Here is a 17,338-nt window from a genome sequence, read left to right as displayed (position 1 = left end):
TCACGCGTGCGCCCATGTCTTCGCGGTGTGCAAGAGCGGCGACTGTTTCCACAAAGCGCGACTGTTCATCATCAATTTCATCGCAATGCACATCGATTAAGCAGTCATATTTCTGTGCCAGCGCAAAGGTTTTATGTAGTGATTCCACGCCGTATTCGCGGGTGAATTCAAAGTGCGGAATCGCACCAGCAACATCAGCGCCCAAACGCAGTGCCTCTTCCAGCAGGGCTTCACCGTTCGGATAGGACATAATCCCTTCCTGCGGGAACGCCACAATCTGTAAATCAATCCACGGCGCGACTTCTTTTTTTACTTCCAGCATCGCTTTCAGTGCAGTCAGTGTGGCATCCGACACATCCACATGTGTACGGACATGCTGGATACCGTTGGCAATCTGCCATTTCAGCGTCTGCCATGCGCGGGTTTTCACATCATTATGTGTCAGCAGTGCTTTGCGCTCAGCCCAGCGTTCAATACCTTCAAACAGCGTGCCGGACTGGTTCCAGGAGGGCTGTCCGGCGGTTTGTGTGGTGTCCAGATGAATGTGCGGCTCCACAAACGGCGCGGTTGCCAGACCACCCTCTCCGTCCAGACTTTCCGGTAAAATTTCACCGGCAACCTGCGGGACAATAGCTTTAATTTTCTGATGTTCAATATCAATGCGCCATAAGCCATCATGCTCAGGCAGACGAATATTATGAATATATTTTATAGTTTGATTAAGCACGGGTCATCTCCGGATGGGTTGTGCGACGACGATTCAGTAACGGATTAAGCACAGCATAACTTAATGCGCCACCGATCACTGCATTTACCGGTACAATTCCCGGCAGCCAGTGTCCGGCAATAATCCCTGCCGCCATCGCCAGCAGAGCACTGATATTTACATCACGCATTTTGCTGCAATCATAGGTTGCGTAGCGGTGACGGTACATTAAGTAATCCGCAATAATAATCCCTCCGATGGGCGGGATCGCGGCGGAAAGGAATGTCAGCCAGCCGACAAAGTTATTATAGAGCCACAGTGCGCACAGTGTGCCGATAAGCCCGTTCACAATCGAGAGGGTCTTACTGGAAAGCCCGGTAATATTGGCAAATCCCAGACCGGATGCATAAAGTGCGTTGTCGTTAGTCGTCCAGATATTCAGTCCCAGCACAATAATGGCCGGTAACAGTAATCCCTGAGCAATCATCACATCAGAAATATCCGCCATTCCCAGGGATGCCGCGCCCGCTGCACCAAAGATAAACATCAGTGAGTTACCGAGGAAAAATGCGACAATCGCGACCAGTACCGCAATTTTCGGTTTGCGCCCGAAGCGGACAAAATCAGCGGTTAACGTGCCTGCGCTGACAAACGAACCGACCACCATGGCAAGTGCGAGATTAAAATCCAGCGGCTGCGCCGGGATGATATCGCGCAGAACACTCAGACCGCCCATGCCCGTTACCGCCAGATAAACTGAGTAACTGCCGAGAACCGCAATCGCCGGCACCGCTATCACCGAAAGCACTGTCAGTGCGGAGATCCCGAAGAATACGGTGATGGTCATCAGTACGCCGGAAATTCCGATAAGCCAGTTGATATCCCAGCCGGTTGCTTTACCGACCGGGATGGCAAACATCGCCACACCCACACCAAACCAGCCGATTTGTGTGCCGCCGAGTAAGAATGAAGGTAGCCAGGAGCCTTTAATACCGAAGGAGTAACGCGCGAGAAGATGAGTTGTGAGGCCGGTTTTGGAACCGATAAAACCAAGAAAAGCGGTGTAAATACCAAGAAGAAGATTACCGATAAGTACTGCGAGGAAGAAATCATTAAAACTGAGACCGGTACCGAGAGCACCTCCGGTCCACATACTGGCGGAAAAGAACGTTAATCCCAGCATTACAAAGGTTAATGCCAGACCGCCTTTCCGCGCGGATATGGGCACAGGCCCATGACTGTAATTTTTATCCCCGGACACAATTGCCTCCTGTTGCTTTTCTCAGACAAAAAAATCGGACGGATATTATAGTAGTGAAAAACAAAAGCAAACGTTTTCGTACACTCATTAACATAATTAACGGATTATTAATGCGACATATAATGTCGTCTCTTCATGTTCACACACAAGCCTTGCACACACGATTATCCCGAAAAGTGGTACATTTTATTTATTTAGATAATAATTTTCCCGATTTTATAGAATAAACACAAAAAGATATCATGGCACAATAATCAGCATTTGTTACTTTCTTAAGCAGAGTTTAATTAATCACACCAGAATAAGCTGGTTATTTTTTATTATGCATTGTAAGTTTTCATATGATTAATCCGGAAACGGTATTTTAATAAAATGAACGGGCATACTAAAAAGTATTTTCGTCAACACTACTGATATTATAAATACATCAGTTCATTCCTAAATGAACCAGCATGTTTAATATTTTCACTCACGCAGATCCGAATAGCCAGACCTGACACAGATACAAAGACTGTATTAAAAGTCATTGCAACAAAAAGAAAGAACACGTATAAACAGCACCACAATTAAATATAACGCATTGAAATAAATAAATAAATAATCATACCGACGCAATCAGAAGTAATAATTATTGCCAGAAAAAAACACGCTGATACACATACTCTTAATATAAAATACAGAAATTAATTTATTCTTATTACTTTGAACAGACTCATAATTACTGTCACAATAAAACATTACAATCTATCTGGTATTTTATAAAACAGTAGGTTACTGAAAATTAATAACGGACATTATTAAAATGAAACTGACGCCGCGTACGTTTACAGGGATTATTATCTGCGTTCTGCTTATCGTTACCGCGGTATGGTTTTTTTTACAACAACGCACAGTGCCTGTGGCGTTAATAACTACGCCGGTACGTACCGGGAATATTGAAAATACTGTCCTGGCGGCAGGTAAACTGGATGCCGTTGAACGGGTAAATGTAGGTGCGCAGGTTACCGGTCAGGTGAAAAACCTTAAAGTCAAAACAGGCGACCGGGTGACAAAAGATCAGTTGATTGCCGATATCGATGATTTACAACAGAAAAATAATCTGCGTAACGCAGAAGCGGCTCTCGATCAGGTCAAAGCAGAGAAAATAACCAAAGATGCGCAATTGCGCCAGGCAGAGTCAAAGTTTAAACGCCAGCGCAATATGTTGCGCGACGATGCCGGGTCACGGGAAGAATTTGAATCCGCAGAGACAGCCCTTGCCACTGCACAGGCGGACATATTGTCACTGAAATCCCGGATGGTGCAATCACAGATTGAGGTGGATAAGAAAAAACTGGAGCTGAGTTATACCCGCGTTACCGCGCCGATGGACGGTGTCGTGATCGCCGTGGTTACCCGCAGCGGACAGACAGTTAACGCCGAGCAGAGCGCACCGACTATCGTCAAAATTGCACAACTGGATACCATGACTGTCCACACACAAATATCCGAAGCCGATATCACCCGGGTATTTCCGGGACAAAAAGCCTGGTTTACTATTTTTTCCGAGCCTGACCGCCGCTATGAAGCAACACTGCGGATGGTCGAACCCGCACCGGATTCCGTACTGAAAGAGGATAACAGTAACAGCGGCGGTACAACCGGCAATGCATCCGTGTATTACAGCGCGTTACTGGATGTACCTAATCCGGAAAACCGGTTACGTATCGCCATGACAGCACAGGTTTCCCTGCTGATCAGTGAGGCAAAAAATGTCCTGCTGATCCCTGCCGCTGCCGTCACCACAACGGCGGATAACCGTCAGGAAGTGATGGTGATAAATGCATCCGGAATACCGGAACCGCGTGAGATATCCACCGGCATAACCAATAATATTGATATTCAGATCCTGTCCGGCTTACGGGAGGGTGAAGAAGTCGTGATACCACAGACGATAATGCCTGATACAGGAGATTCAAATCTGTGAGTGCACTGATTGAGTTACAGAATGTCTCCCGCCGCTACACCAACGGCGGGCAGGCGCTGACGGTGCTGGATAATATTTCACTGACGATTTCTGCCGGCGAATTTGTGGCAATAACCGGTTCGTCCGGTTCAGGAAAATCCACGCTGATGAATATCCTGGGCTGCCTTGATACCCCGGACAGCGGAAATTACCGACTCGGCGGACGTGATACCGCCCGCCTTTCCCCTGATGAGCTGGCATCCCTGCGCCGTGAGCATATCGGGTTTATTTTTCAGCGTTACCACCTGATGAATGACCTGACCGCTGCCGCCAATACCGAAATCCCGGCTATTTATGCAGGCAGCAACCGCAGTGAACGACGTGCGCGGGCGTTGGAATTACTCGCACGCCTCGGATTAGCGGGGCGTGAATATCATAAACCGGGTGAATTATCCGGTGGTCAGCAACAGAGAGTCTGTATAGCCCGGGCACTGATGAACGGCGGTGAAATTATTCTGGCAGATGAGCCGACCGGCGCACTGGACTCCGCCTCCGGTCAGGAAGTGCTGGCGATCCTCTCGGAACTGAACCAGCTCGGTCATACCATTGTCATGGTGACACATGATCCGCTTGTGGCACAGCATGCCCGGCGGATTATTGAACTGCACGACGGACAGATTGCCGCAGATAACGGACCGGATACTGCCGTCAGTACACCGCTCACCCCACGGATTGCGCCCCGGTCAAGCTTGCAACAACGCATGGCAGACAGCATCCGCGAATCCTTTATGATGGCGCTGAAATCCATGAATGCGCACCGTCAGCGCACTATTCTGACAATGACCGGAATTATTTTCGGCATATCCGCTGTCGTGACAGTTGTTGCTATCGGTGAAGGTGCTAAACAGAAGACATTGGAAAACATCCGCGGGTTGGGCTCAAATATTATTTCAGTCTCAGCGGGCATCGATTACACCAAAGAAAATGACAGCTATTTATTGCCTTCCGATATGCCAAAACTGGCAGCATTGTCTGGTGTGAGCAGTCTGTCACCGGAGGTAATCACAGATAACAATATGACATTTCGCGGGCGCTCAGTGCCGGTCAGAATCACCGGTGTCGACCATGAATATTTTCAGATATGGAATTTCCCTGTATTACAAGGCGGTGTATTTCGTGATGGCAGTAAAGCCTCGCAAGACATTGTTCTGGATGAAAATGCAGTTAACGCGCTATTCATCCCGGCAGGTATTCCTCCGGTCGGACAAATCGTATTTATCGGACCGGTTCCGGCACGGGTCATCGGAGTGGCAAAAAACACCCGGGATTACGGGTATGGTGATGTTAACGCCTGGATGCCTTATAACACGGTAATGCAGCGTATGACCGGCAAATCAACTATTTCCAATGTGGTTATACGCGCCCGGGATGATGCAAACACAGATGCCACAGCGGAAAGCATACGACAAACATTAATTTTACAGCATGGTAAAGAGGATTTCCGGATTTTCAATCTGGATAAATACCGCCGGAGTTATGAAAAAAGTGCGATGATCCTCAGTCTGCTTATCCTGTCTGTCGCCTCCGTTGCATTGATGATAGGCAGCCTGGGAGTAATGAATATAATGCTGGTCTCCGTCACAGAGCGCACCCATGAAATTGGTGTGCGCATGGCGGTGGGCGCCCGGCGGCGCGATATTATGCAGCAGTTTATGATTGAAGCCGTGCTGGTGTGTCTGATCGGCGGAGTGCTGGGTATTGCTCTGTCGCTCGTCATCAGCGGGATTTTTTCACGACCCGGGACTGAACTGACGGCGATTTATTCCTGGCAGGCCGCCGCGGTGGCGTTTCTCTGCTCGACCATCATCGGCATGATTTTCGGCTGGTTACCAGCACGTAAAGCCGCCGCCATGGATCCTGTTACTGCCCTGGCAGATGAATAAACCGTAAGGACAACGTCCGTGAAAAAAATAACACTATATCTCAGCATGTTACTTACTTCCGGTTGCGGAAACCTGCTCAACAGTAAATTCGAACCACCACAGATAACATATCCGGATCACTGGCAACAGGCAGAAAAAATCCACAATGTGGCAATATTTGACTGGCGTGAGTTTGCCGATCCGCAACTGGAGCAATGGTTACAACAGGTGACTGCCGCTAACAGTGATGTCGCCCTTGCCGTATTGCGGTTATACCGCGCACAGCTGGAAGCGGAACAGGCAGGACTGAACCTTTATCCTTCCCTCTCCACCTCCGCATCAACAAACATTGCACGAAATAAACCATTATCCGGTGCATCGGATCTGATAAAAACCGGGGAAGCACGTGCCACACTTAACGTCAGTTATGAAGTAGATTTATGGGGAAAATTAGCCCGTCAGCGGGATGTGGCCGGGTGGATGCAGCAAGCTTCAGAAGAGGATTTACGGGCAGCCAAGCTGATACTTACCCGCCGGGCTGCTGAAAATTACTGGCGTATTGCCCTGATTAATAAAAAAATTACTGACAGTGAACAGAGCCTGACATATATACGGGAAACACTGCGCCTGACTCAGTCCCGCTACCGGGCAGGGAGTATTGCCGGACTGGATGTTATTAATGCTCAGCAGAGTGTCCTGAATCAGGAAAACAACCTGCAGATACTGCGTCAGCAATATCAGTCTGTACTGAACGAACAATCCGTGTTGCTTAACGCACCTCCGGGAAAAATACTAACCAACCCGCAGAGTCTGCCGGATTCACCGCTGCCGGTTGTCAGCCCGGATGTGCCGGTTTCGGTACTGAGCCGCCGTCCGGATGTCCGGTTGGCAGAATTAAATCTACGGACAGCACTGGCTCGCGTCGACATTAAGCGGGCTGAATATTATCCGTCATTCAGCCTGACCGGCTCACTGGGCAGCAGCAGCGCCCGGCTTTTAGAATTTTTAAGTAATCCGCTGGCGATAATAAATGCCGTTCTGGACCTCCCGCTGACAGATTGGCAGAAACGCGAGCTTGAGATAAGCCTCGCGCGCAACAGCTATGAACAGCAGGTCGTGCAGTTCCGCCAGTCGCTGTATAAGGCGATGGCATCTGTGGATGATGCGCTTTCTCAGCGCCAATTACTGATATCACAGGAAACCCGGTTGCGTGAGCTGCTGCATCTGGCTCAAAAATCTGAGCGGATTAATGAGATGCGCTACCGCCACGGATCTGTGGCAATCACCGACTGGCTCACGGCACAAGATACCCGCCGCCGGGCTCAGCTGATGCTGGATGAGAACCGTTTTGAACAACTGAGCAATCTGATGGTGCTTTGGATGGAAACCGGGGGAGCGGTCTGACGTTATATGCCATGTGAATTATTGGTATTTTTGTCAAAAACAACTATTTTCATTGTTATTATTCCGTTCAACTTTTATTGCCAAATACAGGTAACTCAGATACTGTACGCCGCCTGCATTTACCCCAGCGTGTGGTGATGGTCCGCTTATCACTGACGTTTTAATAAAGTGCGCACGATGCAAACGCAAGGTGCGAGGTTTATTGAAAATAAATGCGGACTGAGAGTCACCCGCTGACTGTCAGAAATCAGTTTGTGCCCGGGCAGTGTTCCCGTGGCATGTTTCAGGCTATTGGGAAGGGCTGTAAAAATGCAACAGACAACTGTGCAGATGAAGCGCGTATTAACAACTCCCGCGCTGGTTTTTTTCGGGCTCGCTTATATGGTGCCCCTTGGTATATTCACAACCTACGGTCAGGTGACTGTACTCAGTGAAGGTCATTTACCGGTTGCTTATCTGGTAACATTGACCGCCGTTCTTTTTACCGCACTCAGTTATTGTAAAATGACCAGTACGCTGCCGCTTGCCGGCTCGGCGTATTCGTATGTCCAGAAAATTTTCGGCGGCAATACCGGATTTCTGGTGGGCTGGGCGCAATTGCTCGACTACCTGTTCCTGCCGATTATCAACTACATCGCCATCGGCATCTTTGTTCATGAAGCCCTGCCCTCCATCCCGATGGAATTGATCATTGTCTCAACCATTATTGTTGTCTCTGTTCTGAATATCCTCGGGATCAAACTGGTTACCTCGATGAACATGCTGATTATTATTATGCAGCTGCTGTTTATCGCCCTGTTCCTGTATCTCAGTTTCAGCACAACATTTACATTGGATAAAGAGGCATTGCTCGCCCCGCTGACCGTAATGTCAGACCAGGTATCCGGTCTGTTCGCCGGTGCGGCAGTGTTGTGTCTGGCGTTCCTCGGCTTTGATGCAATTTCCACCATGGCAGAAGAGACAAAAGATGCCAGACGTGCCCTGCCGAAAGCAATTCTCTACACCGTTTTTATTGCCGGAACACTGTTTGTTATTATCTCTTACTGCGCCCATCTGAGTTATCCGGCGTGGCGGGATTTCCTGCCGGATACGGATCTCGCCAGCATTCAGGTGATGGAAAAAGTGGGGGGTGCGCTGATGGCTTCCGCCTTTATTATCGCCTATGTGGTGGGTGTGTTTGCCTCAGCAATGACATCCCAGGCAAGCATTGTGCGGATTTTCTATGCGATGGGTCGCGAGGGGGTTCTGCCGCGTTCAGTCTTTGCCCGCCTTCATGCAAGATTTAATACCCCTGTGCTGTCTATCCTGTTTGTTGCCCTCGCCTCTCTGATGGCGCTGGTGCTCTCACTGAGCCTGGTGGCATCCATGATAAGTTTTGGCGCACTGATTGCATTTACCTTTGTAAACCTGTGTGTTATCAAACACTTTATTATTGACAGACAAGGTTCGCTCACCGCCGCGACTATCCTGCGCTGCCTGGTCGCCCCCGGGATCGGGGTATTGCTGACATTATGGTTATGGACAAGTCTGGATGCACAGGCACTGACTGTGGGTATTATCTGGCTGAGTATCGGCGTGGTTTACCTGGGTTTTATCACCCGCTTCTTTACCCGTCGCCCGCCGTCAATTACTGAAGAAGAAACACATTTAATTATCAGCTGACTTTGCTGATATAGCCAACGTCATTCAGGATGCTGCCTGAATGAATAAGGGTATAGGGATTGGAGATAATAATGAAAACTACTGCCGCTGATACTATTTATCACAACGGTTATATTTATACCGCGGATGCACAAAACCGTGTCGTTGAAGCTGTTGCAATTGCTGACGGTCGTATTCTTGCCTGTGGTGATAATAATGAGATGGCAGCCTTTCGCGGTGAACATACTCAGTTTACCGATCTTGACGGCAAAATGATGATGCCGGGAATTATTGATGGTCATATGCATCCGTTCTGGGGCGGTATCCAACTGTTTGGCTGCCACCTTAATTATGAATCGCTGACCATTAATGAGATCCTGACCCGCGTTCAGGCACATCTGGATAATGATCCGCGCACCGGTAACAATGACTGGCTGAAAATTACCGCCTGGCTGCGTCAGGGTATGTTACCAGCGGGTATCGATATGTTCCGCGAAGATATGGATACACTCAATACTAACCGCCCGGTCGTGCTCTTCTCCAATGACTGTCACACCCTGCTGGCAAACAGTCGTGCGCTCGAATTACTGGACATAACCAAAGAAACCCCTGTTCCGGGTGATGGTAAAATTGGTAAACATGCCAATGGTGAACTCAACGGGATCCTCGAAGATGCCCCTGCGATGCGTGCTGCAGACAGCATTCCGTCGATTCAGGCAGACCGCGCCGTTGATGTTGCCCGTCTGGTACAAAAAGTGCTGAATGAACAGGGTGTTACCATGGTAATGGATGCGCGGGTTGCCGACATACAGCTCGATGCCTTCCTCGCTCTGCAACAACAGGGTAAACTGACGCTGCGTGTTCAGGCCGCGCGTGAAATTACACCTGATGACGCGCCTGATGTCGCCTCTGTGCCACAGGCGGTGAATAATGCCGTCGCATTTGCACAGCGTTATCATCAGGCACAATGGGGACCAGAGCCCGGAATTGCAGTCAATAATATCAAAATGTTTGTCGACGGCGTATTACAGTTCCCGACCATGACGGCATCCTTGCTGAAACCTTACCGCACCAACCACGGCACGGCGGCACAGCCGGACTGGCGCGAAACAAAAAACCACGGTGACCTTTATTTCACCGCGGATATTATTGACGCCCTGCTCGAACGCATTGCGGCGGCAGGTTATGATCCACACCTGCACACTGTCGGTGAAGGTGCTGTCAATATGGTGCTGAACGGTATCGAAAAAATGCGTGCCGCGCATCCGGGTAAAGATATCCGTCCGGGACTGGCACACAATGAACTGGTGGATGCGGGGGATTATGCACGCTTTGCAAAACTCAACACTATCGCCTGTCTCTCTTTCCAGTGGGCTGCACCAACCGCCGAACTGGCAGAATTCACCCGCAATATGATCGGTGATACCCGTTTTCAGCAACTGGAGCCGATAGCCAAATTTATTGATTCCGGTGCGGTTGTAGCCTTCGGCAGTGACTGGCCGATTGATGATTTTAATGAATGGTTTGACCTGAAAGTTGCGGTCACCCGCCGTGGTCACCCGGTAAACGGTCAGCCTGCACAGCGCCTGGATACTGATCGCAATTTAACGGTCACTGAAGTCTTACGTGCGGCAACGATTGATTCCGCTTATGCCCAGCACAGGGAAGATATCCTCGGCTCCCTGGAACCGGGTAAACTGGCAGATATGATTGTGCTGGATCGCAATGTTTTTCAGATACCGGCTGACGATATTGCGGATGTGAAAGTACTGCGAACTATTGTCGGCGGTAAAACCGTTCACCTTACAAATTAATTATTCTGAATTAATTTATGTAATAATACTTAACAAATAAAACCTCATGACAACCATGAGGTTTTATTTTTTTGTTTCTGCCGGAAATGCGATACCACCCGAAAAAAAAGGATTCAAAGAAATATTCATATTATTAAAATTGCTATTGTTTTATCAATCCCTGATAATTTCAGTTCAATAAGATAACAACGGATATAGCGGGGCTGTGATGCCATTATTAGCTGCAATACTTTATTTAATTCCTGCCATTTATTTTGCAATCCATGCAGTAAAAAATCGGCAAAATCATTACTGGTTATTTATTTTATTTGTATTTCCCGTTGTCGGTAGTATTACTTACGCACTCTCCGTCTGGCTTCCTGAATTTCGTCATACCCGCCATGCCAACCGTCTGGAGTCAAAAATAAAATCGGTCTTAAATCCGGATAAAGATATCAGGGAAGCACAACGTCAGTATGATATTGCACCAACAACCGAACATTGTCTGATGCTGGCAGATGCCTATGCTGACAAAGAGCGGCATCAGGACGCAGCACATTATTTTAATGAATCATTACAAGGGCATAACCAGTCTTCACCGGATATTTTGTTACGCTATGCAGATACTCTGTTTAACATGGAAGACTACTCACGTTGTAAAGAAACACTGGACACTCTGACAGAGAGTAATCCCGGATTTATTTCTGCCACCGGACATTTATTATATGCCCGCACATTAGCAAAATCAGGCAAAAATGATGAAGCTGACGAAGAATTTAAATCACTTATGGCATATCAGGATCGCATTGAAATTAAAATGAGCTATGCTTCTTTTCTTATTGATAATAATCGTAATAACGAAGCACTCCTGCTTCTTGAACAGGTATTAACAACCTATAATTTAATGCCGAAATCAGCACAACGATTTAACAGACAATGGAAAGAAAAAGCCACTGTATTAAAGCAACAGATAACCCAATAATGTGTACTCTGTTACTCAATTCGGGATATCTTCAGGTAACAAGCGAAGACAGACGGGGTGCATACATCAGTATGTGACCCGGCTGACTGAACGCAGCCAACGCACCTGTAGTTTGAATGAATAAGGGTATATACCCAACGTCATTCAAGATACAGGAAGGCGGCAAGGGAAGACAGACGGGGTGCATACATCAGTATGTGACCCGACTGGCTGAACGCAGCCAACGCACCTGTAGTTTGAATGAATAAGGGTATATACCCAACGTCATTCAAGATACAGGAAGGCGGCAAGGGAAGACAGACGGGGAGCATACATCAGTATGTGACCCGACTGGCTGAACGCAGCCAACGCACCTGTAGTTTGAATGAATAAGGGTATAATCAGTGTGTGATAGCCAACGTGTGGAGCACCGGCTGATAACCTTCCTGCTCATACAATCGCATTGCACCTTTATTTTCCGGCAGAACGGATAATTCAAGATGCGTATGCCCCTGTGCTTTTGACCAGGCTTTTACCGCACTCAGTAATGCCTTACCCGTACCCTGCCCGCGGACAGTCGGATCAACAACAATATCAAATATATAGCCGAAATGACGGGGGCGCACACATGTATATACCGGTGTTTCCTTAGTCTGTGCGATAACAAACCCGGCTATTTTCCCGTTCTGCTCTGCCACCAGCAAATGAAATTTTTCATCTGTTACCGCATTTTCAATAAATTCGGGGGCCTGCTCAGCCGGCAACCAGCGCTCCGGCTGAAAAGCGGCCATCTCTGTAAATAATTGCTGATAAAGCTCCGCAATACAACCGATATCACTCAACTGCGCAGAACGGATATTCATCGTTCTTCTCCGGTTAATCGTACGTTTTGACAGATGGTGCGTCATAATCACGGAAACGGCGGATCAGATTTTGTGCATCAGTGTCCACAATCGCCATGTGGCGGTATTTGTCCTGCATAAACTGCTCATCAGCCATGGTATTAATCATGGTCAGCAGCGGATCATAATAGTGATTAATATTCATCAGCCCGACCGGTTTCTGATGCAGACCAATCTGGCTCCAGGTAAAAACTTCCGCAAACTCTTCCAGCGTACCGAACCCGCCCGGCAAGGCAACAAAACCATCGGCCAGCTCAATCATTTTACTCTTTCGCTCATGCATTGTGCCGACACGATAAAGTTCAGTCAGATTTTTGTGAGCAATCTCCCGGCCTTCCAGTAATGACGGGATCACACCGATGACCTTCCCGCCTGCGCTGAGTACGGTATCCGCAATCGTTCCCATGATCCCCACACTGGCGCCACCGTAAACCAGCGTAATCCCCTGCTCAACCAGCACTTCAGCAAACTTTACAGCTTCACGACGGTAGATATCCGTGGCACCAATACTTGATCCGCAATATACCGCTATTTGTTTTATCTCACGCATATTCACCCCGTTATACTCAATCTTAATAAAAAAACAGGCATAATTATACGCAGACCCGCTGACGATAGCACTCACCAGATTCAGGTATATCACGCCCCTTTTTCCGGGATATAACGTTTTACAGAGAAACCGTCTGAAAGATTTTTTTGTCTCAGTTATCGTTTGCTATCCGTAATCAGCCCCGGTAAGATTGAATGACACTTTCTGTGTCATTATCCGCTTTTTTTCTTATTGCTCCCGAGGTTTTCATGTCTGCGTCTCCCCGTCAGCACGGTGGTTCTCCGTGGTTACCCATTGGCTTATTACTGCTGTCCATGGTTTCTATTCAGAGTGGTGCGTCGCTGGCAAAAACGCTCTTTCCGGTGATTGGTGCCCCGGGAGTTACCGCTCTGCGCCTGCTGTTAGGGACGGCCATCTTATTTATTATTTTTAAACCCTGGCGGCTCAGTTTTACGCGGGCATCGGTTCTGCCTATATTAGGCTACGGGATTTCTCTCGGGATAATGAATTATCTTTTTTACCTGGCGCTGACCACCATTCCGCTGGGAATTGCCGTCGCACTGGAATTTACCGGACCACTGGCGGTTGCGATGTTTGGCGCCCGCCGGCCGGCTGATTTTTTCTGGATTGTGCTGGTGATAACCGGGCTGGCTTTTTTATTACCTATAGGCGATCAATTGGGGCAACTTGAGCAACTCGACCCTGTCGGGATGCTTTACGCGCTGGGCGCAGGTGCCGGCTGGGCGCTCTATATTATCTTCGGACAGCGCGCCGGAAAATTCTATGGTGCTGCCACGGTTTCACTGGGTTCCCTTATCGCAGCACTTATTTTTTTCCCGCTCGGGGCATTGAACAGTGATATCAGTGTGATGTTCAGCTGGGCGGTACTGCCGCTGGGGCTGGCGATCGCCATTTTGTCGACGGCTTTTCCGTATTCGCTGGAGATGGTTGCATTAACCCGGCTGCCGACCCGGACATTCGGGACATTAATGAGCCTGGAGCCGGTTGTGGGTGCTATGGTTGGTATTACATTTTTGCATGAGCATCTGACCTTTACACAATGGCTGGCGCTGACCTGCATCGTTATTGCCTCTATGGGGGCCGCACTTACTATCAAACCAAAATCCAAAATCAAAAAAATAAAATAATCATCTCTCCGTATTATATACCCAACGTCATTCAGGATGCAGGCAGGCGGCAAGGGAAAACAGACGGGGAGCATACATAAGTATGTGACCCGCCTATTGATTCTATAGATTTAATCGATTTTAACTATTACCAGCACTGCTCTATAGTTACCCCATCAAAGCAAACGCGCTTGCGTATTTACTTACATAAAGAAGAAATAAGGGGAACAATAATGAGCACCGCTAAATTAGTAAAAAACACTGCTTCTCACTTAGTGTACACCCGTAACGATGTCGCTGATGACGTAAAACAAGCCACTATTGATGAACTGAATCATCAGGTTATCCAGTTTATTGACTTGTCACTGATGACCAAACAGGCACACTGGAATCTGCGTGGCCGGAATTTTATTGCTGTCCATGAAATGCTTGACGGCATGCGCGACACGCTGAACAGCCATCTTGATACCTTTGCTGAGCGTGCGGTACAGCTCGGTGGCATTGCACTGGGAACATCACAGGCAATCAGTCAGGCGGGAACATTACCGGCATATCCGACGGATATTCATTCCGTTCAGGATCATCTTAAAGCACTGGCTGACCGCTACGCTATCGTCGCCAATGACATCCGCGGTGCTGTCAGCCGGGTTGAAGATGAAAATACCGCAGATATGTTTACAGCAGCCTCGCGGGATCTTGACCAATATCTGTGGTTTATCGAAGCAAATATCGAGTAATACTGAAAATTGTGTTGTACAGACCAGGAAATCCGCATAAACAAATGAACATGTAATGAGTGTTTATGTGTCGAAATAATAAAAAAAGTAAGACATTGTGAGTCAATCCTACCCTTTATACCGCCTCCGGGCGGTTTTTTTTATTTTCCGGCTGAATCGTTTCGGAAATTATCTATCCAGCCAGATTTTTATCAGAAAGTGCATTTATTCTCTTATATCCTTTATTTACTTTCTCTATTCAATTCTGTTTCACAGACAAAATGATAAAAAAAAACACCTGACTGTGTATAAAAAGAGCAAGATCTATCCGGAATGATTTTTTTATACCGGGGTGATGCCGCACTGAGAATGTATTAAATGTATCTCTTTTATATTTTTGAGATCTTCATCACCATGTACCTGATTATTTTTTAACCTTAACGATAATTTATATTGCGTTCATTATTTATTTCTTATTTTCATTCTTAATGCTAAATCATGAGATAAATCAATATTCCAAAAACCATGTAATATGAAAAATTATTGGATTAATTCATTTTCGTTAAAAATCATAATAATAGTTTTATCACCAGGCATCATAGTGAAACATGGAATTATATATCGCAGGTTAAATAATTTATGATAATGAGTAGATAAACGTATTTCAAAAAACAAAAAACACTCATAAACTCAAAAAAGGTTCATGTTAGAGATAAGATATATTAAACATCATCTTCGTCAGAGTGAACCTCAATGAAATTAAATTAAAAAAACAAGAATAAACTTGGGTAACCAGTCAGATAAATAACCTGAGGCTTGTTTTTATTTAAAAACAAAAATAACAAGCAACAATACTAGGTAATAGTGAGTCGTTATATCGGTAAAAATACGTTAAATACAGAATCGTTTATATACTTTATTTTATATAACCAATAATATTATAAGGAAGTAAGAATGAAAAAATTAATTATTGCATCTGCTGTTGTCGCTGCCTTTGGGTTCTCAATGGCAAATGCTGCATCAACAGGCGTCGGTGGCGGACAGGTTGATTTCTTTGGTAAAGTAACAGACGTATCATGCACTATTTCCGTTGATGGTCAGCAAAGTGATGCCAATGTCCGTCTGGCGCCGGTTTCACTGGCTGAAGTCAGAGCTGCGGGTGCGCATACTTACCTGAAAGCAAAACCTTTTGTTATCGACGTATCAAACTGCCTGGCGGTAGATCAATCGGTTATTACCGCAGGTACAGCAATAACTGCAGACAAACTGGGTATCAACTGGATCGGTGGTAACCTGTTACAAAATGCGGCCGGCGCACAGGCTGGTTACCTGGCTAACACCGATGTTACCGGTGCAAAAGATATTCAGTTAGCGCTGTCTGCTAATACAAGTCTTAACGGTAAAATAATTCCCGGTGCAATCGCACAACGAAAAGTAACGCCTGTTGTTGATTTAGTCAGAAACAGCGCACAATTCACATACTATGTTGGCTATGCAACTGCAACACCCGCATCTGTAACAACAGGTGCTGTACACAGTTATGCCACTTATGAAGTTGTTTACAATTAATATTTAAGTCGTCTGGAATACTCTTTGTTTTTTTTTCGGGTGGTGTGGACCGCGCCACCTGATTCCGGAGCTAAAATGAAAAAATATTTATTTTTAACCTTGTTTTTTATTAGTTTATTTACTTCGGCCGATAATATTATTGTTAATGGCACGCGTTTTGTTTATCCGGAAAGTGAAAAAGAGATTACCATACAAATAAGCAATTTAGCTGACCGTCCGGCAATTGCACAAATATGGCTTGATACCGGAGACTCAACAGTTCTTCCTGAAAATATCACTACACCATTTCAAATTACCCCGCCTATTTCCCGTATCAATGCAAAGGGCGGGCAAACATTAAGAATAAAATTGATTGATAAAACGGGCATTGCAACCGACAGAGAAACACTGTGGTGGCTTAATATACTGGATATCCCGCCCATTAATAAGGAAGCCATGAACGACGGTAAAAATTTATTACAGCTGGCGATACGATCCAGATTTAAATTATTTTACCGACCAACGGGTCTTGGTAACCGGGATCGTGCAACAGAACAATTAACCTTTCTGGCAAAAGGTAATGCAATAGAGATAAACAATACATCGCCATTTCATATTACAGTGACAGCAATCACTTTATCCGATAAAAAACAACTTATTAAAAAATCATTTATGCTGTTACCAAAAAACCGGACAGAAATACCAGTAAATAAATCAGTAAAACGCGGAGACAAACTCTTTATCAGTAATATTAACGATTACGGTTCCGATCTTACCTTTAACGCAACTTTAGAATAGATACTAATTCAACATGTTAAATATAAGTATAAAAACCATAATAATTGATTACTTTATAAAGCCT

At 46.4% G+C, this 17,338-nt stretch carries 14 protein-coding genes; 10 read left to right on the top strand and 4 right to left on the bottom strand.

Annotated elements, in window-relative coordinates:
• Window positions 1–727: amidohydrolase family protein (locus tag ACMHKJ_RS09990; protein ID WP_413493566.1), on the bottom strand; the 727-nt coding region annotated here is incomplete at its 3' end.
• Window positions 720–1,967 (bottom strand): cytosine permease, encoded by a 1,248-nt coding sequence (gene codB / locus ACMHKJ_RS09985; protein WP_413493564.1) that lies wholly within the window; start codon window positions 1,965–1,967, stop codon window positions 720–722. The genes codB and ACMHKJ_RS09990, both read right to left, overlap by 8 nt.
• Window positions 1,968–2,769: 802 nt before the next feature.
• On the opposite strand from codB, the gene ACMHKJ_RS09980 reads away from it, so the two are divergent.
• From ACMHKJ_RS09980 to ACMHKJ_RS09955, 6 genes are all read left to right on the top strand, one after another.
• Complete coding sequence (locus ACMHKJ_RS09980; protein WP_413493562.1) at window positions 2,770–3,933, top strand: efflux RND transporter periplasmic adaptor subunit; 1,164 nt, start codon at window positions 2,770–2,772, stop codon at window positions 3,931–3,933.
• Window positions 3,930–5,855, top strand: a complete 1,926-nt coding sequence (locus ACMHKJ_RS09975) for a MacB family efflux pump subunit (RefSeq protein ID WP_413493560.1) — start codon at window positions 3,930–3,932, stop codon at window positions 5,853–5,855. Before ACMHKJ_RS09980 ends, ACMHKJ_RS09975 begins: the two co-directional genes overlap by 4 nt.
• An 18-nt stretch (window positions 5,856–5,873) precedes the next feature.
• Complete coding sequence (locus ACMHKJ_RS09970) at window positions 5,874–7,238, top strand: TolC family protein (RefSeq protein WP_461435650.1); 1,365 nt, start codon at window positions 5,874–5,876, stop codon at window positions 7,236–7,238.
• A gap of 309 nt (window positions 7,239–7,547) precedes the next feature.
• Window positions 7,548–8,900 carry an APC family permease gene (locus tag ACMHKJ_RS09965; RefSeq protein WP_413493558.1) on the top strand — a complete coding sequence of 451 codons (1,353 nt, stop codon included), beginning with the start codon at window positions 7,548–7,550 and terminating at the stop codon, window positions 8,898–8,900.
• Between the two features lie 71 nt (window positions 8,901–8,971).
• Window positions 8,972–10,693 (top strand): amidohydrolase, encoded by a 1,722-nt coding sequence (locus ACMHKJ_RS09960; RefSeq protein ID WP_413493556.1) that lies wholly within the window; start codon window positions 8,972–8,974, stop codon window positions 10,691–10,693.
• Window positions 10,694–10,901: 208 nt separating this feature from the next.
• Window positions 10,902–11,654 (top strand): tetratricopeptide repeat protein, encoded by a 753-nt coding sequence (locus ACMHKJ_RS09955; protein ID WP_413493554.1) that lies wholly within the window; start codon window positions 10,902–10,904, stop codon window positions 11,652–11,654.
• A 380-nt stretch (window positions 11,655–12,034) separates the two neighbouring features.
• Here the strand turns inward: ACMHKJ_RS09955 and ACMHKJ_RS09950 are convergent, their stop codons facing one another.
• Window positions 12,035–12,496: a GNAT family N-acetyltransferase gene (locus tag ACMHKJ_RS09950; protein WP_413493553.1), complete on the bottom strand. Its 462-nt coding sequence runs from the start codon at window positions 12,494–12,496 to the stop codon at window positions 12,035–12,037.
• Between the two features lie 13 nt (window positions 12,497–12,509).
• Window positions 12,510–13,085 carry an LOG family protein gene (locus ACMHKJ_RS09945; RefSeq protein ID WP_413493584.1) on the bottom strand — a complete coding sequence of 192 codons (576 nt, stop codon included), beginning with the start codon at window positions 13,083–13,085 and terminating at the stop codon, window positions 12,510–12,512.
• Between the two features lie 248 nt (window positions 13,086–13,333).
• Between ACMHKJ_RS09945 and rhtA the strand changes: the two genes are divergently transcribed.
• The 4 genes from rhtA (at window position 13,334) to ACMHKJ_RS09925 (ending at window position 17,274) form a co-directional block, all read left to right on the top strand.
• A complete protein-coding gene (gene rhtA / locus ACMHKJ_RS09940; protein WP_413493551.1) occupies window positions 13,334–14,233 on the top strand; it encodes a threonine/homoserine exporter RhtA in 900 nt (299 codons plus the stop codon).
• A gap of 212 nt (window positions 14,234–14,445) precedes the next feature.
• Complete coding sequence (gene dps, locus ACMHKJ_RS09935; RefSeq protein ID WP_413493549.1) at window positions 14,446–14,949, top strand: DNA starvation/stationary phase protection protein Dps; 504 nt, start codon at window positions 14,446–14,448, stop codon at window positions 14,947–14,949.
• 933 nt (window positions 14,950–15,882) lie between these two features.
• Entirely contained in the window at window positions 15,883–16,497 is a 615-nt protein-coding gene (locus ACMHKJ_RS09930) for a fimbrial protein (protein WP_413493547.1), read from the top strand.
• Window positions 16,498–16,572: 75 nt separating this feature from the next.
• On the top strand, window positions 16,573–17,274 hold the full coding sequence (locus ACMHKJ_RS09925) for a fimbrial biogenesis chaperone (RefSeq protein ID WP_413493545.1): 702 nt from the start codon (window positions 16,573–16,575) through the stop codon (window positions 17,272–17,274).
• The last annotated feature ends 64 nt before the right edge of the window (window positions 17,275–17,338 follow it).

This window comes from Morganella psychrotolerans (genome assembly GCF_965118875.1).
Taxonomy (GTDB): Bacteria; Pseudomonadota; Gammaproteobacteria; order Enterobacterales; family Enterobacteriaceae; genus Morganella; species Morganella psychrotolerans_C.
This window is presented reverse-complemented; position numbering and strand designations above follow the sequence as displayed.